The sequence below is a fragment of the Sulfuricurvum sp. genome, from assembly GCF_023250475.1.
Lineage (GTDB): Bacteria > Campylobacterota > Campylobacteria > Campylobacterales > Sulfurimonadaceae > Sulfuricurvum.
This window is the reverse complement of the sequence record NZ_JAHFAQ010000007.1, coordinates 1-18,123: the sequence shown is the minus strand read 5'-3', so window position 1 is coordinate 18,123 and position 18,123 is coordinate 1. Positions and strand designations below refer to the sequence as shown.

The following is an 18,123-nucleotide window of genomic DNA, read 5'->3' as shown; positions in this document are numbered from 1 at the left end:
ATGAGAATGAAACGGATCGATACGATCAACGTTATCCCTTTCATCGATATTATGCTGGTTCTTTTGGTGATGGTTCTAACGACTGCGACCTTTATCCGAACAGGACTCATCCCGGTCGATTTACCGGAAGCCAAAGGGACTGCCGCCGAGCATAAGCAATCGGAACTCAAGCTTACGATTGAAAAAGACGGGACATTGATATTGGGCGAGGAAAAGAGACCGATTACGCTAGCGGAGTTTGAACAAAAAGTTACTGAGGGGGGCAAAGAGATGACGGTTGTTCTTTACAGCGATAAAGAGGCAGCTTTTCAAAACTTTGTCGGTGTGATGGATGTTCTCAAACGCCTCGGGCATGAACAACTCTATATTGTGACCGACAAAAAGTAATCGAGTGCACCAGATTAGCAATTACGTATATGCGCGCGATGAACTCTTGGAGTGGGATATTCCGACTAAAAGGCTTCCGAATCCTTACCATGATTTTCCCTATATGGTATTGGAAGGGGTTTTAAGCCCCTCTGAATGCCGTGCTATTACGGCGTACGCATTGGCGGATGAAGAGGCTATAGAGGCACAACTGCGTGGACGTTCGGTTGATACCGCTATCCGTCGTACCGATATCCATCGTCTAAGTCGTGAACACCGAGCAATCTATGATTGCCGTTTTGAATCGGTTCGGAAAGAGATAGAGGATTTTTTTTCTCTCTCATTGAGCAAAGCGACGGATGTGCAGGTTCTCGGATACGAGAGAGGGGCCTTTTATCTTAAACACTCCGATGATGCGAGCGAACTTCGTGACCGAGAAGGGAATGTGATCGGATACCGTACCGTTGCGACGGAGCGTAAGCTCACCACCGTCCTATTTACCACCTCCTATACACCCCATCCGAGTGATCAGGATCATTTTAGCGGGGGAGAACTGCTGTTTAACTATCTGTGCGACGAGCATGGCAATACGATTACCCTTCGTCCCGAAGCGGGAGATATGGTAGTATTTTTAAGTAATCCCTATTTTGCTCACGAAGTCCTTCCGGTTAAAGAGGGATTTCGACTTTCCCTCGTTCAATGGCATGATGCTTATATGTAGGGTATAATTTCGCATCTTTTTTGCAAGGGCAAAATAATGCGTTATTTTTACAGCTCGTTTGCGATCATGGCTTTGGGTCTGATCGCAGCTTACTATTTGGGCGGAATCGCCGCTATCTACATCACCTTCCTTTTAATTGTATTAGAGATCTCGCTTTCTTTCGATAATGCGGTTGTCAATGCCAAAGTTTTGGAGACAATGGATCCGATCTGGCAGAAACGGTTTATCTTTTTCGGTCTTCCTCTCGCCGTTTTCGGAATGCGTTTGGTATTTCCGTTAGCGATTGTATCGATTGTTACGGGAATGGGATTGATTGAAACCTTGCAGGTAGCGATGAATCAGCCTGACGAGTATGAAAAAGTGCTCAAAATGACCGAATCGACGATTTTCGCATTCGGCGGAGCGTTTTTATTGATGGTTTTTCTTGACTTTTTCTTTGAAGAACGGGATATCAAATGGGTGACCTTTGTTGAGGGTTCTAAAATTATGGAACAGTTTTCGGGGGTCGCGAATATCGAACTGATTACGGCCATTATGATCGGAATCGCCCTTGGTCATATCACGCAGGATTTCGGTATCGTTCTTGCCTTTATGTACGGCGTGCTTCTTCACTCGTTGCTGGGGATGCTGGATCATTTTCTATCATCCGATACGGTAAAAAGCGGTATTGCCGGATTTATCTATCTCGAAATTCTCGATGCAAGTTTTAGTTTTGACGGTGTTATCGGAGCTTTTGCCCTTACCAGCAATATCTTTATTATCATGATCGGATTGGGTGTCGGAGCGATGTTTGTCCGGAGTATTACCCTCTATTTTGTAGAGCACAAAACACTTTCTGCCTTTCGCTATCTTGAACACGGCGCCCATTATGCGATCGGAATACTGGCGATTATCATGCTGATGAAAATCACCACCCACATCAGTGAAATGGTAACGGGGACAATCGGCATCGGTCTTATCTCGATTGCATTCGCCCATTCGATTTGGGAAAATCGACAGGCAAATTTAAAAGCCTAAAACTCTTCGCCGTCTTGGACGGCTTCCTTTTGTATTTTCTTCGTTTTATAGTATTTCAACGTCCCGTACAAACTTATCAGCATCCAAGTCGATTCCATTAAGAATGAGGCGAGATTCCAATCAAATAGCAATGAAATAATAATAAATAAAGCTCCGATCACATTGAGCAATGAGAAGCTTAAATCTTTCACATCCATTTTTTCAAGCTGTAATAGCATATAAACGATCATAATGATAAATACGCCGAGTATCCCGATGAGATCGCTGAGTGAGAGTTCCATAAATAAGCCTTATTGGGAAAATGTTACTTTGTTTTTGCCGTTTTGTTTTGATTGATAGAGTAATCCGTCAACGCGTCGATAGAGGACATCTTCGGCATCCCCCCTTTTTACTTCGGAGACTCCCATACTGATGGTTACCCGTTGATTTGGGATAACACAAAGCTCACTCTCAACAACTTTTTTGACTTTGTCGGCAACATCGATAGCCTCATTGAGTGTTGTATTGGGACAGAGAATTACAAATTCTTCACCCCCGACTCTAAAGAGGGTATCGGTAAGTCTAATGTTATTCTGGATGAGAGAGCACAGTTCAACAAGAACGGTATCGCCAGTTCTGTGTCCATGGGTATCATTAATTACTTTGAAATCGTCAATATCAAATATCATCATGGAAAAAGGTGTTTTGTATCGCTCAAAGAGCGATAAAAGCTCGTCGATACGTTCTTTGTATGCTTTTACATTTTTTACTTTTGTAAGAGTGTCTGTATTGGTTAGATTGATATTGGTAATGAGTTCTGCATGGTGAAGAGAGGTTCCTATGACGACAAAAACCAAACTGATTAAATAGGTAATCAACATTAATAGGGATTCCATTTGGGTACCGACATGAAATATTCCGTTTTGATCATGAGCCGATAATGCAATCATTTCAACGACAACGGCTAATAAGATTCCCATCATTAAATGTATCCTTATTTGAAAAGCCGATGTCAGTAGCAGCGGTAAAAGTAAAAAAATGAGGTAGTGACAATAAAAGGATGACCAAATGAGCAAAAGCGTTGCCGCTAGGTAAAAAATAGTATTCTTCCACTCTTTTAATGTTGGATTTGAGAGAGTTTTGAGGGCTTCAAATAAAGGATAGAGAAGCATCAGCCCCAACCCGTCGGCAAACATTAACATCGGTACAAACCCATATACATCTTCAAACTCTATATAGCCGCCGCCAACTAAGTTTAGGGCAATGATACTACTGCTGATGAACGTAGGGATCAGGGCTCCGTACAAGGTAAAAGGGAACAATATTTTTACATTGTCAAAAGGGTTGTTTGCGTATCGTTTGATCAACAGCGTGGATAAATAGGGTGCGAGGGTATCCGCAAATGCTGAAATTGCGGTATGAAGGGCAGGAACGGCAGATCCATTTACCATTCCCGGATAATTGGCGAAAAAACTTCCTATAAAGATAAAAGGCAATGCTTTTAATCCGACTTGATGAACGAAGATGACACCGATTCCAAACGGCAGCCACAAAAGAGTTATGTTGGAGGGGTGAAAGGAAAAAACAGACATACCGAAAAGTGCAATGACATAATATAGAGCTGAACCGAACACAAGAGAATAAAAAGTTTTTAGATTTAAAGAGAGCATAGGCTAAACCCTTGATGATTTCATTCATCTATTATATCGGATACTCTTGAGGAATATTTATTAATGATTGAAGTTTTAAATATTAAATATCTGTTTTATACAGTTTAAAAGTATATTTAAAATGTCGATAATGGAGATGTATGGAAAAAAATAGGAATGCTATGAAAATAGTTTAAAAATTAGGAAAAGAAGTTTAAACTCCCTAAAAAAGGGAGTTTAAGAAGAATAGATGGAGTGATTACATCATTCCCGGCATACCGCCGCCCATGCCGCTCATATCCGGCATAGCCGGTTTGTCTTCTTTGATTTCGTGGATGGTCGCTTCGGTAGTTAGAAGCATGCTAGAAACCGATGTTGCATTGGTCAATGCGACACGTTCAACTTTTAACGGATCGATAATACCCGCTTCGTACATATCGACGTATTCGCCGGTTGCCGCGTTGAACCCGATATTTTCGTTGGTAGCCGATACGATAGTATTGACGACAACACCCGCATCATATCCCGCATTTTCAGCGATTTGTTTGACCGGAGCGGTGATTGCACGAAGGATGATCTCCCAACCGATTTTTTGATCGCCGCTAAGGTCATGTTTCACTTTGGCTGCCGCGCGGATCAATGCCGCACCGCCGCCGATAACGATCCCCTCTTCAACCGCTGCTTTGGTTGCGGAGAGTGCATCATCAACACGGTCTTTTTTCTCTTTCATTTCGGTTTCCGTTGCTGCTCCGACTTTGATAACCGCAACACCGCCTGCGAGTTTCGCAAGACGCTCTTGAAGTTTTTCTTTGTCGTATTCGCTCGTAGTCGCTTCGATTTGGGTACGGATCTCTTTGATACGTGAGTTGACCGCATCTTTGTCTCCCGCTCCGTCAACGATGGTCGTGTTGTCTTTGCTGATAACGACGCGTGAAGCTTGACCGAGGTCAGCTACGGTTGCACTGTCCAACGTACGGCCGATTTCTTCGGAAATCACTTGTGCACGTGTAAGTACCGCAATATCTTGGAGCATTGCTTTACGGCGATCACCGAATCCCGGAGCTTTAACAGCAGTGATGTTCAATACACCGCGAAGTTTGTTCACCACGAGAGTTGCCAACGCTTCACCTTCGACATCTTCTGCGATGATGAGAAGCGGACGTGAACTTTTTTGAACTTGCTCTAATACCGGTAAAAGGTCTTTGAGATTCGAGATTTTTTGATCGAAAAGGAGTATAAACGGATGATCCAATTCAACGGTCATTTTCTCAGAGTTGTTGATAAAATACGGGCTCAAATAACCGCGGTCAAATTGCATACCCTCAACCACGTCGAGTTCATCGTTGATCCCTTTGGCTTCTTCGACAGTGATAACGCCGTCACGTCCTACTTTATCCATCGCTTCGGCGATCATCGCACCGATACGCTCATCGGAGTTTGCAGAGATCGTAGCGACTTGCGCGATCTCTTTTTTATCGTTGATGATACGTGACGCGGCTTTAAGCTCGGCCAAAATTGCTTCGGTTGCTTTATCCATACCCCGTTTTACTTCGATCGGATTAGCCCCTGCAGTGATGTTGCGTAAACCCTCTTTGAAAATTGAGTTGGCAAGGATGGTCGCTGTAGTAGTACCGTCACCCGCTTCATCGGCTGTGTTGGAAGCAACTTCTTTAACGAGTTGCGCTCCCATGTTCTCAAGCGGGTCTTTGAGTTCTACCTCTTTGGCAACCGATACACCGTCTTTGGTGATAAGTGGTGCTCCATAGCTGCGTTGGATAAGGACGTTACGCCCGCGCGGCCCCATCGTCACTTTGACCGCATCGGTCAATTTTTGTACCCCGGCGGCTAATCTGTTACGAGCGTCATCTGAATAGTGAATTTCTTTTGCCATAGTTGTTTCCTTTATTTAATAATTCCAAATAAATCATCGAGTTCAATAACCAAATAGGCTTTTCCCTCTAGTGTAAGCTCATTTCCGGCATATTTGCCGAACACAACAGTATCTCCGGTCGAAATGTTTTCTACTTCAGAACTTACTGCAACGACGCTACCTTGTGAAGGTTTCTCTTTTGCATTGTCAGGAATAATGATTCCCGATGCGGTTTTAGTTGCCTCTTCGAGACGTTGAACCAATACGCGTTTTCCAAGCGGTTGAAAATTCATTGTTTTTCCTTCTTATATGGTTTTGTATGCTCGGGATTGTACACGAGTTTGGGTTAATTGTCAATACTCTTAGTCACTAAGACTCAATAATGATGAGCTTTGATATAGCTATAATGATGGATAAATTGTTTTAATGTAGAATATTTGGCTTTTAAAGCTTTTAATAAGTTAACCATCACTATAATTCCGGTCTTCCCAAAAGATGGCTGGGTAGCTCAGCTGGTTAGAGCGCTGGTCTCATAAGCCGGAGGTCGGGGGTTCGAGTCCCCCCCCCGCCACCATCTTTTTAAAAATCCTCACTAAACAAACATCCAATAACATTTCTAAGATTTACCTGTGCTATAATCATCAAAAGTAGTTCCTAAAGGGATACGATGGAAATGGTATTAACACTTTTTTTATTGCCGGTTGTAGCATCGCTATTTTTAGTGCTAAGCCCGAATGTAAGGGTTCAATACGTTCTCAGCGGAGCTGTTTTGGCTTTGTTGAGTATCACTGCTTTTTCTTTATACAATTCTCCTAATATTTTAACGTTTCATTTTCCTCAGACTTTGAATACTTTTGTCGTTGCGGCCGACATCGTATTGCTGCTGTTTTTCCTTTATCAGGGTAAAAAATACGATAGTCCGAAAGTCATTATATTAGCTATCGTACAGTTAGTGCTGTTTTTATATATTGAGCATGCTTCCCCTGGACATTCAGCACAGGTAGTGATCGACGGGCTCACTAAATTTACAATGGAGTATTCTCCTTCATCAACAAATTCTGCAGAGATAGTGGTTGATGAACTCTCCAAATTTATGTTTCTGATCATCAACATTGTCGGGGGAATTATCGTACTATATTCAGTCCGTTATATGGAGGACGAACCCGTATCGCCGCTTAAAAAACAGTTGTTTATCGGTGCATTGCTTGTTTTCCTCTCGGTTATGAATCTGATTGTATGTGCCAATTCTCTTATGCTTTTTTTCTTTTTATTTGAGATGACAACGTTGGCATCGTACGTGTTGATCGCATTTAGAAATGATGAGACCAGCCGTGCCAATGCGCTCAAAGCGCTGTGGATGAATCAGATCGGCGGCGTGGTTATTTTACTCGGGGCATTGATCGCTATTAAAGGATTTGAGACGGTGATGCTTGATACCCTGATGCAGCGCTCAGGTGGATGGGTATTGTTGTCGATAGCACTATTGGCGATGGCGGCATTGGTTAAGGGTGCTTCTATCCCTTTTGAGGGGTGGCTGCTCGGTGCAATGGTAGCGCCGACACCCGTGAGCGCAATGCTTCATTCGGCGACGATGGTGAAAATCGCGCCGTATCTTATTTTGAGACTTGCTCCAGTTATCGGTTCTACAGCGGTCGGCGGGATGATTTCAATCATCGGATCATTGGTATTTGTCGCGGCATCGTATCTGGCACTCTCTCGGTCAGTTTTTAAAGAGATTCTGGGATACTCCACGGTCGCTCTTTTGGGGCTTATGATGGCATTGGCGGCAATCGGAACCAAAGAGAGTATCATGCTTGCTATGGCGCTGATGTTGTTTCATGCACTCTCTAAAGCGTTGCTTTTTCTTTCTGCAGGGGTGTTAGAGCGTGTGCATCATGCTAAAAATATTGAGGAGATGAAAGGGATGGTGAGCCGCTCGCCTAAGACGGTCGGATTTATTATCTTCGGGTTTATGTCGTTGACACTTCCTCCCTTCGGACTTTTTATGGGAAAAATGTTTGCGATTGCTTCGGTAGCGTCGTTGTTGCATGAACGTCCGTTATTACTGATTGTCGTCCTCTCTCTTATTGTCGGAAGTGCGCTGTTGGTTCTTCTGTATTTTAAAGTTGCTTCCGCACTCCTCGCCTCCTCCTCGGATGTTCTCCCTTCGCAAGCGACTCCGCTCCCTTTGGGTTTTGGTATTCCGCTGTGGCTTCTGGCTTTTTTGACGGTGGGTATGGCTGGTGGATATATAATGATGCAGCAAAAGATGTCGGTTATGGTGTTGGCACTGCCGTTAATATTTGTAATACTGTTGCCCGTAATTGTACGCAGTATGAACGGATATGATCGTTCGCAGCCTTATCATTGCGGTGAAAAAGAGTCGTTTGATTCGGCATTGGTCTATTATAAACCCTCGCACTACATGCAACAGGCCATGTATTGGAGTTTTGGGATACTCTTTATTTCCGTAGCAATTTTTGGAGCATTGTCATGATATGGGTATGGATAGCGTTTGCACCAATTTTAGGCGGTTTGGCGTATGGGGGAGAGCGGGTGTTGCGTGCTCGGATGCAGCGCCGTCAGGGGCCGCCGCTACTGCAGCCGTTTTACGATATGTTCAAGCTTCTCGATAAGCGGACGTTAATTGTCCATTCGCCCCATGCGTTATTGGCAGTCGCCCATTTCTTTATCCTTTGGTTTAGTATTGTCGCGATCTTTATGGGATGGAATCTCCTGTATATTATCTTTTTGCATTTGTTTGCTCAGATCTTGCTTATTTTGGCGGGGTACAGTGTTCGATCCGTTTATTCGCATATAGGAGCTAATCGCGAGTTGTTGATGCTGATTGCGTATGAACCGATATTGCTGCTGGTTGCAGTCGGCTTTTATCTGGAGAGTGGCAGTTTTGAGATATCTGAGATTCTGCAAAAAGGCGGCTACTTGACTTCGATGCCGTTGCTGTTTGCTGCATTGGCAATGGTTATACCTATTAAGGTAAAAAAATCGCCGTTCGATGTCGGAGAAGCCCATCAGGAGATTGTCGGCGGTGTCGAGATCGAGTACAGCGGTATTTTTTACGAGTTTTTATATATGTCCCGATTTCTCGAATACATTTTCATCTACAGTTTTGTTTTTCTTTTCGGCGGTGTATCGAGTTGGGTCGGAACGGTTTTGGTAGCGGGAACCTTTTTAGCGGTCAATCTTGTTGATAATGCGACGGCACGTGTGAAAACGGCAGATATGCTTAAAATTATTTATTCTATTGCCATGATGCTCTGTATCGTAAATATTGCGGGGATTTTGTGATGAAGTTTTTTAGCGCTTTTAGAAAAAAATCACCGTGGGTTTTGCATTATAATGCCGGGAGCTGCAACGGCTGTGATATTGAGATTCTTGCGGCATTGGGGCCGAAATTCGATCTTGAGCGCTTCGGGGTCATCAATACGGGAAATCCGAAGCAGTCGGATATCTTTTTGGTGACAGGGCCGGTAACGTACCGTTCCCGTGAACGTCTGGTTGAACTTTATTCCCAAATCCCCGAACCGAAAGTGGTCGTGGCTGTCGGATCGTGTACGACGACGGGGGGAGTGTTTCGGGGGATGTATAACGTCGAAGACGGGATCGACCGCTATATTCCCGTCGATGTCTACGTCCCCGGTTGTGCCGCATCGCCTCAGCTCATTATCGATGCGTTGGTTAAAGGGCTTGACGTTCTCGAAGCGAAAAGCAAAGAGATTGAACATCCTTTTAAACTTTTTGGGACGATCGAGATGATCGGCAATAAACTCAGCCGCCTCAATATGGCAAAAAAGGTGGAACAGCATGAGAAAAATTGAGACTTCACTCGCAGCATTATTGAACGATATCGGAGTATTTTACGTTCCGAAAGAGTGGCATTTCTTAAGTGTTAACGGGATTGATCTGGGGGGCGGGAAAATCGAACTGCAATGGATTTTCTCAAAATACGGCGTCAAAGATGAGATTGTGATCTATTACGCCCTCAGCGATTACGATACCCCTGTCCCCTCTATCGTAGACCTAATCCCCTCGGCGATTATGGGGGAGAGGGAGATTGTCGACATGTTCGGATTAAAAGTAGACGGTGCGGCAAAAGGGCTTTATCTCGATAAAGACTCGATGAAATACCCGCTAAGGGGGGAGGCATGAAGAAAACTATTCAAATCCCCTTGGGGTCTCAGCATATTTCTTTGCTGGAGCCGATCCGGTTTAAATTCGAATGTGAGAACGAAAAGATTATCGGGGTCGATGCCGATGTGGGGTTTGTCCATCGCGGAGTGGAACTGGCCTGTACCCGCAGTTTTGAGTTTAAACAGGTGGGGTATGTCGTCGCTCGCGTCTGCGGATTGTGCGCTATTACCCATTCACTCTCTTATACATTGGCAGTTGAAAAATTACTCGGATATGAGGCGAATGATCGGATCAAGTATCTGCGAATGCTGATGGTAGAACTGGATCGTATCCATTCGCACATGCTCTGTCTCGCCCACACGGCAGAGAATGCGGGGTTTGAAGCTCTTTTTATGCAGATTATGGGGGATCGCGAATTGATCATGGATGTTCAAGAGGCGATCAGCGGCAACCGTGTCCAGTTTGATTATATCTCGATCGGCGGGGTGAACCGTGATATGACCCCCGAGCTTACGGCATTGATCCATAAAAATCTCCGATTGCTTTCGGATAAAATCGATGCGCTTATCGGATTGTTTGATAACAATTGGTCATTATCCCTCAAATACAAAGGGGTAGGGGTATTGAGTCTCAAGGATGCTTACACCTATAATGCCCTGGGGCCGTTGGCACGAGCGGCGGGGCTGGCAACCGATGTCCGCGCTGAAACAAACGATTTTCCTTACGAAACATTGGGGTATCAAATGATCCTGGAATCGAGCGGTGATATTCATGCCCGTAATTTTGTCCGGCTTCGGGAGATTGTTAATTCGATGGAAATATGCCGCAATATTATCGATAATCTGCCCGTCGGAGAGATACAAGAGAAAGCAAAAGGGAAACCGAACGGCGAAGCGGTTGTCCGTGTCGAAGCACCGCGGGGAGAGCTCTTCTATCTGGTGCGGGGGAACGGCCAAAATATGCTGGAGAGGGTACGGATAAAGACGCCGACCTTTTCGGCTATTCCGGCCATGATGGAAGTGTTTAAGGGGTCAGAGTACGCTGATGCCCCTGCCATCCTTGCTTCTTTCGATCCGTGTATGTCCTGCACGGCTAAGTAGGAGGACAAAGATGTTCCGCTCTATGCTTGAAGCGTTTTTAAATCTTTTCAGACCCATCCGCACCCACCGATACCCTGCAGAAGAAATTACCCTTCCAACTGGGTATCGTGGGTTGATCGAGTATGGTAAAGAGGCATGCATCTTTTGTGATAAATGTGAAAAAGTGTGTCCTCCTGGGGCGATACTTTTTTATCAGCATGAGGACGGAGATAAGGAGTACCGCTATAACCCGTGGCTGTGTATCTATTGCGGAGAGTGTGTCCGTGCCTGCCCAAAACCTCAAGAGGCATTGTGGCAAAGCGAAACGAAGCAGCACAGTGCCGTTAAAGAAGAGGGTGTGAACGAGGGGTGGTTTGTGTGGGAAGCAGCGTGTAAAGAGAGCCGTGAAGAGTATGCGAGAGCCAAAAAAGCGGGAAAAATCCAAAACAAGAGTGAGGAGTAAAGAGTGCGCATTGTTATTGTCGGAGGCGGAATTGCCGCTGTGTATATTGCTAATACTCTCATGGAACAAGAGAGCCGATCGGAAGTGGTGATCGTTTCGGATGAAGAGCATCCTCCGTATGATCGCATCCATCTGTGCAAATTGGTCGATGATTGCAAGTGTGTCGACTCCATCGCTTTGGAGCTTCATCCTGCCGTCGGGCTGGAACTGAACCAAAAAATCATTTCGATTGATTCAAAGAGCAAGCGTATTTTCAGTGAGCACGCCGCATTTCATTACGATAAACTCATTATTGCAACCGGTTCGGTTCCGAAAACATTGTTTAATATTTCAGGGATTGAGAATGCGGCGACGTTCCGCTCCCAGAAGGATTGCGAAGCGATTGCGCAGGGGATCATCGGCAAGAATGTGATCATTGTCGGAGCGGGGCCGATTGCTCTGGAGCTTCTCGATACGCTGATGCGCAGTGAGGGACCGGAAACCATCACTCTATTGGTGAGAAAAAACTATCTCTACTCCGAGGTTATCAGCCGTGAAGGGTTAGAACTGATACGGGGTATTTTTGAAGCCGATCCTCGTGTCCGTATCCGATTTAACGATCAGATCGTGGACAAAGAGGTGAGCGGCAATAGAATAACGAAGATTTTGACCAAGCAAGGGGAGATTGACAATCCGTTTGTCATTTTTGGCGTCGGAATCGATCCCAATATCGCTTTTGCACGCGAAACGCTCGAATGCAATAAGGGGATATTGGTGAATGAGAGGATGCAGACCTCCGTAGCCGATATCTATTGTGTCGGCGAAGCGGCGGAGCAACGCGCAGGGGGATTTGTCGCCGGGCGGGTCAAAGAGTGTACCATCGAGGCTGATGTTATGATCGCAAACCTCCTTGGAGATGAAAGCAAAACCTTCAAAGAGGAAGTGGCGATCGACGGGTTAAAAGTAGGCTCCTTTTTGTTTGCCGACGTCACTGGGACTGATTTTAATCCCAAGGATCCGGAGAATGAGAGTATCCTTATCTCTCATGGAGATAGAATCGATCAGTATATCGTCAACCATGATCGTCTGAAACGGTTCATCGGGATTAATACCAATATTGATCTGTTAGCTCTGAAACGGCTGATTGACACCGATTCGCCGATCGATGCGGCGTACCTTTATTCAAACCGCTTGATGTCGGAAAAAGGGAGACTTGTTTGCAGCTGCGAAGGGGTTCACGAGCAGGAGCTGGTCGATATCATCAAAGAAAATGCGGTGACGTCGTTCGGCGAACTCAAAGAGCATTCCAAAGCGGGACGAACCTGCGGACGGTGCAAACAGGATATCTGCGCGATTATCAGTGCTACTCCGGTTGACCCCGCGGAAGCGGCACGGCTAAAAGAAGAACGTATCGCGTCCGCTCAGGCGGCTGAGCTGGCAAAAGTACGTGCACGCATCGAGAAATACAATGCCCTTCATCCTGCCAACCAGCTTAGTCCCGAAAACCTGGAAGAGGCTCTTGCATCGTTTGAGATGAGCAAAGAGTATAACCGTTGGGTCTCGATGATCACCGCATCGATGCATTTGCATCCGACGTACGAAGAACCGGTTAAAGAGGCGGTGGTTCAGCTGAACAAAATCCCGATTATTTGGCTGGAACTCTCCGACTGTACGGGTAACTCGGAAGCCTTTATCAAAACATCCCATCCCAAAGTCGATGATCTGATTTTGAAATACATTTCGCTCGATTACCATGAACTGCTGATGGCGGGATCGGGAGACCAATCCGAATCGGTGCTGGAGAGTATCGTCCATAATGAGAGCGGGAAATATCTCTTGCTCGTCGAAGGGGCAGTTCCTCTGGGATTGGATGGAAAATTTCTGCGTATCGGTCCGAAAGGGGAGACTGGATTGGCATTGCTTCGTCGTGTTGCTGCGAATGCTGCTGCGGTAATGTCCGTCGGTTCGTGTGCGTATGATGGCGGTGTTGTTGCGGCAGCACCGAATCCTACGGGTGCCGTAGGGGTAGCGGAAGCGTTGGAGCGAGAGGATATTATCAACCTTCCGGGATGTCCTACCAACCCGATCAATATTGTCGGAACACTGCTGCATTACATTATGTTTGATGAGTTTCCGAAACTTGACAGTAATAATCGTCCCGAATGGGCGTACGGATTTCGGGTGCATGACAACTGCGAGCGTCGGGGTCATTACGATGCGGACGAGTTTGTCCGTGAATGGGGAGATGAAGGGGCGAAGAAGGGGTGGTGCCTTTTTGAGATGGGATGCAAAGGGCCGTATGCCGATCTCAACTGCTCTTTGGTGAAATTCAATGAGGGGACCAGCTGGCCGGTACAAGCGGGACACGGATGTTTTGCCTGCGGTCAGGGAAAAATAGCGTTTGACAGTTACGCCAATAATCGTAAGTTAGAGGAAAAGCCCAATGAGTAAGAAAATAATTATTGACCCGATCACCCGCATCGAGGGGCATTTGCGGATCGAAGTAGAGATTGATGAGAACAATGTTGTTACCGAAGCGTGGGCTTCAGGGCAGCTTTTTCGGGGGATCGAGACAATTCTAAAAGGGCGTGATCCCAGGGATGCGGGATTAATTGCCCAGCGGATTTGCGGGGTGTGTACGAATGTCCATTATCGCGCGTCGATCAGTGCCGTTGAAGAGGCGTACGGAATCAAAATCCCCTCCAATGCCGAAATCGTCCGAAATCTGGTAACGCTCTCTTTGTTTATCCAAGACCATATCGTTCACTATTATCATCTTCATTCCCTCGATTTTGTCGATATCACGAGTGCACTGGGAGCCGATTGTAAGAGGGCTTCTGCCGAAGCGGAAAAGTGGACGGACCATCCCTATCGCAACTCTGTGGGTCATTTGGAGAGCATTCAGGAAAAAATCGGCGGTTTTGTGAAAGCGGGAAGACTCGGATTATTCGCTAACGGCTATTGGGGTCATACAGCGTATCGGCTTTCACCTGAAGAGAATTTGGTGCACATGAATCACTATTTGGAGGCGCTCCGGATACAGCGGGAAATATCCAAAGCGATTGCCATATTTGCGGGGAAAACACCCCATCCCCAAAATCTTGTGGTGGGAGGTGTGACGAGTATTGCCGATATGCTCAATCCTCAGAGGCTGAATGATTTCATGTTTATTATCAAAGAGGTGCGTGATTTTGTCGAGAGAGCCTATATTCCCGATATGAAAATGATCGTTTCGGCCTATCGTGATTCGATCCGTGCAGGAGAGGGGCGAGCTGTGGGGAATTTTATGTGCTGCGGAGGCTACCGGTTCGGCAAAAACGGAGTTTTATTTGAAAACGGAGTGATTCGAGGGCATGATTTCGAGTCGGTTGAGCCGTTCGACGCGAGCAAAATTACCGAAGAGGCATCCCGCTCGTGGTATGAAAATGATGCACCGCTCTCCCCGTATGAGGGAGATACTACCCCGTTCTATACCGATTTGAATGATGACGGGTCTCTTAAAACGGAAGGGAAATACACATGGATTAAAGCGCCTCGCTACGATGGAGAGGTGATGGAAGTGGGGCCTTTGGCCCGGATGATCATGGGATACACCAAAAAAACTCCGACGATACGCCCTTACATGGAACGGTTTATGGAACAGACAGGCCTTGAATTGATCGATTTTTCATCTACGATCGGACGCAATGCAGCGCGGGCTATCGAAGCCCAAATCTGTGGCGATTACCTGTTTGATATGATGAGCGATTTGATCGAAAATATCAAATACTACGATGAAGAGACATGGACGAAGTATGTTTTCGAATCGCTTCCGCTTGAGGGGAGAGGTGCCGGGATTTTTGAAGTTCCGCGCGGGGTATTGGGCCATTTTGTCCGAATAGAAGATGCGAAAATTGCCAATTATCAAGCGGTCGTTCCGACGACATGGAATGCTTCTCCCAAGGGAGCCAAGGAAGGGCGCGGAGCCTATGAAGAGTCGCTGATAGGAATAGTCCTGGCCGATCCATCCTCACCGTTGGAGGTATTGCGTGCCGTTCACTCATTTGATCCGTGTTTGGCATGTGCGGTGCATGTTATCGATGCTTCAGGTCGGGAGCTATCACAGTATAAAATTTCACCGCTCTGTTCGATATAATACGTAAAATATTTCGAAGAAAGGGATGAGAGTTGGCAAGATTGACGAAAGAAGAACGCAAAGTCTCGATTATGACAAAAGCATTGGAGTTATTCTCCAAAGAGGGATTTTATCAAACGACAATGCCCTCTATTGCTGAAAAAATCGGCATGAGTGTCGGGAATCTTTACAACTATTTTACCTCCAAAGAGATGCTTGCCAAAGATCTTATCCTCTATATCGCCAATATCCTAGGTGATGAGATTCGCAAAATCAATGAAAGTCCGGCAAGCACTCAGGAGAAAATTAAAGCGATCGTTCATATGTATTTTCGTATCGCTCAAGAGCGCCCGGAGACGATTGAGTATTTCCTACGGGTTTATCTTTCCAATCGGGAAGTCTTTCAGAACTGCTGTGCGGGGATGATCTGTGTATCCGCATTTGTGACGGAGTTGATGATCTTTTTCGAAGAGGGAGTGAGAGCGGGCGATCTGAGAGATCAGGACTTTTTCAGCGCCTTCGGCCTTTTTATGGGCTATTTGGGCGGAATGGTATTTTTAAACGGGGAAAAAATTCTCCCTAAGTCGTTGGAGAGTTACGAACACACCATCGCAGAAAATATCTACAATGCCCTCAAATCCCACTAAACTCAAAATTATCTGGCTGCAGGGGATGACCTGCAACGGTAATACCCACTCTTTTTTAAACGATCCGGCTTTGGGGAATCTTTTAGAATCGGTCGAATTGCTTCATCATCCCCTCCTTCCCTGTACCCTTACGCTGCAACAGTTGGTTAAAAAACTCCCAAAATCGGATATTCTCATTTTTGAGGGGGCATACAGCGCCTCTTTTGAGCGTGCGGGAATGGTAATGGAGAGCCTTTTAATGACACTGGCACTGAAAGCAAAACATATCATTGCCATGGGAAGCTGTGCAAGTTTCGGAGGGATATTTAAAGAGCATGATCCCGCACATATCAGCGGAATAGTATTTGATAAAGAAAACGACAGCGGCCCTTTGCGCGATATGCGGAAGAAAGTGATTACCCTCAGCGGCTGTCCGGCTCACCCGAAGTGGCTTAGTTTCGTTATCGATATGATACGTCTCAATAAACCGATTTTAGTTGACGAATACCGTCGTCCGAGGGAGCTGTATGGCTACCTCGTCCATAACGGATGTCTTCGGAACGAGTATTTCGAGTGGAAAGTGGACAGCGATCATTTCGGAACCAAAGAGGGATGTCTGTTTTACGCCCAAGGGTGCCAAGGCCCCTTTACCCACGGCAGTTGCAATAAGATTCTTTGGAATGAGGTGAGCTCCAAAACCCGCGCAGGGACACCGTGTGTGGGGTGTACCGAGCCCACATTCCCCAAACGGGAACTTTTCACGACTAAAACCTATATGTCGATCCCCTCGGAGATGCCGCTTGGAATACCGAAACGGAGTTATCTCGCATTAGCGGGGGCGGCAAAATCGTTCCATATCAAACGGCTGGAAGAGAGGCTGATCGATGATCACGCATGAACTGATCGAGCGGATCGAGGGGGAAGCGGTACTCGATTTTCAAACCGATAAAAGCGGAGCTGTTCAGGATGCTACGATTCGCTTTTTGCATTTTCGGGGGATGGAGGCGATATTGGAAGGACGAAATGCCCTCGATGCTCTGGTCATCACCCCGCGTGTCTGCGGTATCTGCGGCCATTCTCATCTGATCGCTACGGTCAAGATGATTGAAGATATTTACCGAAATGCGGGTGCAGCGATTCGTATCAGCGACAAAGCAAACGCGATACGTCAGATAACCCTTTCGTGCGAACTCATTCAAAACCATATCAAATGGCTCTATCTTGTGATGCTTCATGAGAGCGGAAAGATGATGGGCGAAGAACCTAACGTTGCCCTGAAAGCGCTCTATGTCTCGTCGCAGGTCAATCAACTGTGCGCATTGTTCAGCGGCCAGTGGCCACACAGTTCGTATGCTATCCCCGGCGGGGTGACGTGTGATCCGACCCATATCGAGGTGATGCAGGCATTAAAAATCCTCTCCGATGTCGAGCGGTTTATCGAAGATGAGGTACTGGGATGCGCTCCGGAAGCGTTTGAACAGGCGATGAGGGATAATGAAGTTCTTAACCTCACGGGAGATTTCGGAACGGTTTTGCGTAATTTTGAGCGGTTGAAATTATTGGATACGGGGAAAAGTCACGGCCGATTTTTGGTTCTGGGAGATGAGGGGATAGCGATGGCAAACGGCGTCCGAAGCAGTGCCGAATTCACACTGGTTTCGGAAGATGCTTCGCAAACCTTTGAGAACGGCGGAAAAACGTATGCGAAAAATGCCCTCTACAACGGAGAGTTTTACGAGGGGGGGCCTTTGGCACGCGCTTTGGTGCAGGAACGCTCAGGGATCAGTGATGTGTATCGCATCTACGGAGACAGCGCGATAACGCGTTTATGCGCCCGAGTCGGGGAGATGGCAACGCTGTGCGCTCAGGTACGGAAGCTGTTAACATCACTCGATCTCTCACAGCCCTCTTTCATCACTCCTCCCTCTATCGAGAGTATCAGCGGCTCTGGCGCAGGGGTTATCGAAGCACCGCGCGGGTCGCTGATCCACCGTGCAACCATCGAAAAAGGGAAAATTGTATCGTATTCGATTATCACCCCGACCCAATGGAATCTCGGCAACGGAACACCCTCAAACCTCGGAGTGGCGCAGAGGGCGATGATCGGA

General features: G+C 46.4%; 18 protein-coding genes and 1 tRNA gene. 15 read left to right on the top strand and 4 right to left on the bottom strand.

Annotated elements, in window-relative coordinates; genetic code table 11:
- Genes Q0C19_RS01565 through Q0C19_RS01555 form a run of 3 tightly spaced genes read left to right on the top strand, consistent with a single transcriptional unit; the run spans window position 1 to window position 2,104 of the window.
- Window positions 1-387, top strand: a complete 387-nt coding sequence (locus Q0C19_RS01565; RefSeq protein ID WP_295052174.1) for a biopolymer transporter ExbD — start codon at window positions 1-3, stop codon at window positions 385-387.
- A 4-nt stretch (window positions 388-391) separates the two neighbouring features.
- On the top strand, window positions 392-1,087 hold the full coding sequence (locus tag Q0C19_RS01560) for a 2OG-Fe(II) oxygenase (RefSeq protein WP_295052171.1): 696 nt from the start codon (window positions 392-394) through the stop codon (window positions 1,085-1,087).
- A gap of 36 nt (window positions 1,088-1,123) precedes the next feature.
- Complete coding sequence (locus Q0C19_RS01555; RefSeq protein ID WP_295052168.1) at window positions 1,124-2,104, top strand: DUF475 domain-containing protein; 981 nt, start codon at window positions 1,124-1,126, stop codon at window positions 2,102-2,104.
- On the opposite strand, the gene Q0C19_RS01550 is transcribed toward Q0C19_RS01555, so the two are convergent.
- The 4 genes from Q0C19_RS01550 to groES all read right to left on the bottom strand — a co-directional run bounded on the left by Q0C19_RS01550 (window position 2,101) and on the right by groES (window position 5,895).
- Window positions 2,101-2,385, bottom strand: coding sequence for a hypothetical protein (locus tag Q0C19_RS01550; RefSeq protein ID WP_295052165.1), 285 nt, complete (start codon window positions 2,383-2,385; stop codon window positions 2,101-2,103). The genes Q0C19_RS01555 and Q0C19_RS01550 overlap by 4 nt on opposite strands.
- 9 nt (window positions 2,386-2,394) lie before the next feature.
- Entirely contained in the window at window positions 2,395-3,753 is a 1,359-nt protein-coding gene (locus Q0C19_RS01545; RefSeq protein ID WP_295052162.1) for a diguanylate cyclase, read from the bottom strand.
- Window positions 3,754-3,991: 238 nt separating this feature from the next.
- Window positions 3,992-5,623 (bottom strand): chaperonin GroEL, encoded by a 1,632-nt coding sequence (gene groL / locus Q0C19_RS01540; protein ID WP_295052159.1) that lies wholly within the window; start codon window positions 5,621-5,623, stop codon window positions 3,992-3,994.
- 11 nt (window positions 5,624-5,634) lie between these two features.
- Window positions 5,635-5,895: a co-chaperone GroES gene (gene groES, locus Q0C19_RS01535; protein ID WP_295052156.1), complete on the bottom strand. Its 261-nt coding sequence runs from the start codon at window positions 5,893-5,895 to the stop codon at window positions 5,635-5,637.
- A gap of 204 nt (window positions 5,896-6,099) precedes the next feature.
- Between groES and Q0C19_RS01530 the strand changes: the two genes are divergently transcribed.
- The 12 genes from Q0C19_RS01530 to Q0C19_RS01475 all read left to right on the top strand — a co-directional run.
- Window positions 6,100-6,176: transfer RNA gene (locus tag Q0C19_RS01530), tRNA-Met, on the top strand.
- A gap of 93 nt (window positions 6,177-6,269) precedes the next feature.
- Complete coding sequence (locus Q0C19_RS01525) at window positions 6,270-8,099, top strand: proton-conducting transporter membrane subunit (protein ID WP_295052153.1); 1,830 nt, start codon at window positions 6,270-6,272, stop codon at window positions 8,097-8,099.
- On the top strand, window positions 8,096-8,911 hold the full coding sequence (locus Q0C19_RS01520) for a complex I subunit 1 family protein (RefSeq protein WP_295052150.1): 816 nt from the start codon (window positions 8,096-8,098) through the stop codon (window positions 8,909-8,911). The genes Q0C19_RS01525 and Q0C19_RS01520 overlap by 4 nt, the downstream gene beginning before the upstream one ends.
- Complete coding sequence (nuoB, locus tag Q0C19_RS01515) at window positions 8,911-9,441, top strand: NADH-quinone oxidoreductase subunit NuoB (protein ID WP_295052148.1); 531 nt, start codon at window positions 8,911-8,913, stop codon at window positions 9,439-9,441. The genes Q0C19_RS01520 and nuoB overlap by 1 nt, the downstream gene beginning before the upstream one ends.
- Complete coding sequence (locus tag Q0C19_RS01510; protein WP_295052146.1) at window positions 9,428-9,772, top strand: NADH-quinone oxidoreductase subunit C; 345 nt, start codon at window positions 9,428-9,430, stop codon at window positions 9,770-9,772. The genes nuoB and Q0C19_RS01510 overlap by 14 nt, the downstream gene beginning before the upstream one ends.
- A complete protein-coding gene (locus tag Q0C19_RS01505) occupies window positions 9,769-10,854 on the top strand; it encodes a nickel-dependent hydrogenase large subunit (RefSeq protein WP_295052143.1) in 1,086 nt (361 codons plus the stop codon). The genes Q0C19_RS01510 and Q0C19_RS01505 overlap by 4 nt, the downstream gene beginning before the upstream one ends.
- 10 nt (window positions 10,855-10,864) lie before the next feature.
- Entirely contained in the window at window positions 10,865-11,296 is a 432-nt protein-coding gene (locus tag Q0C19_RS01500) for a 4Fe-4S dicluster domain-containing protein (protein ID WP_295052141.1), read from the top strand.
- Between the two features lie 3 nt (window positions 11,297-11,299).
- The gene (locus tag Q0C19_RS01495; protein WP_295052138.1) at window positions 11,300-13,726 is read left to right on the top strand and encodes a hydrogenase small subunit; all 2,427 of its coding nucleotides are present in this window, start codon (window positions 11,300-11,302) and stop codon (window positions 13,724-13,726) included.
- Complete coding sequence (locus Q0C19_RS01490) at window positions 13,719-15,410, top strand: nickel-dependent hydrogenase large subunit (RefSeq protein WP_295052135.1); 1,692 nt, start codon at window positions 13,719-13,721, stop codon at window positions 15,408-15,410. Before Q0C19_RS01495 ends, Q0C19_RS01490 begins: the two co-directional genes overlap by 8 nt.
- A gap of 32 nt (window positions 15,411-15,442) precedes the next feature.
- Window positions 15,443-16,036, top strand: coding sequence for a TetR/AcrR family transcriptional regulator (locus tag Q0C19_RS01485; protein ID WP_295052133.1), 594 nt, complete (start codon window positions 15,443-15,445; stop codon window positions 16,034-16,036).
- The gene (locus Q0C19_RS01480; protein WP_295052130.1) at window positions 16,017-16,913 is read left to right on the top strand and encodes a hydrogenase; all 897 of its coding nucleotides are present in this window, start codon (window positions 16,017-16,019) and stop codon (window positions 16,911-16,913) included. Before Q0C19_RS01485 ends, Q0C19_RS01480 begins: the two co-directional genes overlap by 20 nt.
- Window positions 16,900-18,123, top strand: a 1,224-nt coding sequence (locus Q0C19_RS01475; RefSeq protein WP_295052127.1) for a nickel-dependent hydrogenase large subunit, incomplete at its 3' end; no start/stop codon positions are given. The genes Q0C19_RS01480 and Q0C19_RS01475, both read left to right, overlap by 14 nt.

What these genes read in the sequence shown, in the direction of transcription:
- Q0C19_RS01565 (WP_295052174.1), top strand. Translation starts at nt 1, where the DNA reads ATGAGAATGAAACGGATCGATACGATCAACGTTATCCCTTTCATCGAT.
- Q0C19_RS01555 (WP_295052168.1), top strand. Translation starts at nt 1,124, where the DNA reads ATGCGTTATTTTTACAGCTCGTTTGCGATCATGGCTTTGGGTCTGATC.
- Q0C19_RS01550 (WP_295052165.1), bottom strand. Translation starts at nt 2,385, where the DNA reads ATGGAACTCTCACTCAGCGATCTCATCGGGATACTCGGCGTATTTATC.
- Q0C19_RS01545 (WP_295052162.1), bottom strand. Translation starts at nt 3,753, where the DNA reads ATGCTCTCTTTAAATCTAAAAACTTTTTATTCTCTTGTGTTCGGTTCA.
- groL (WP_295052159.1), bottom strand. Translation starts at nt 5,623, where the DNA reads ATGGCAAAAGAAATTCACTATTCAGATGACGCTCGTAACAGATTAGCC.
- groES (WP_295052156.1), bottom strand. Translation starts at nt 5,895, where the DNA reads ATGAATTTTCAACCGCTTGGAAAACGCGTATTGGTTCAACGTCTCGAA.
- Q0C19_RS01525 (WP_295052153.1), top strand. Translation starts at nt 6,270, where the DNA reads ATGGAAATGGTATTAACACTTTTTTTATTGCCGGTTGTAGCATCGCTA.
- Q0C19_RS01520 (WP_295052150.1), top strand. Translation starts at nt 8,096, where the DNA reads ATGATATGGGTATGGATAGCGTTTGCACCAATTTTAGGCGGTTTGGCG.
- nuoB (WP_295052148.1), top strand. Translation starts at nt 8,911, where the DNA reads ATGAAGTTTTTTAGCGCTTTTAGAAAAAAATCACCGTGGGTTTTGCAT.
- Q0C19_RS01510 (WP_295052146.1), top strand. Translation starts at nt 9,428, where the DNA reads ATGAGAAAAATTGAGACTTCACTCGCAGCATTATTGAACGATATCGGA.
- Q0C19_RS01505 (WP_295052143.1), top strand. Translation starts at nt 9,769, where the DNA reads ATGAAGAAAACTATTCAAATCCCCTTGGGGTCTCAGCATATTTCTTTG.
- Q0C19_RS01500 (WP_295052141.1), top strand. Translation starts at nt 10,865, where the DNA reads ATGTTCCGCTCTATGCTTGAAGCGTTTTTAAATCTTTTCAGACCCATC.
- Q0C19_RS01490 (WP_295052135.1), top strand. Translation starts at nt 13,719, where the DNA reads ATGAGTAAGAAAATAATTATTGACCCGATCACCCGCATCGAGGGGCAT.
- Q0C19_RS01480 (WP_295052130.1), top strand. Translation starts at nt 16,017, where the DNA reads ATGCCCTCAAATCCCACTAAACTCAAAATTATCTGGCTGCAGGGGATG.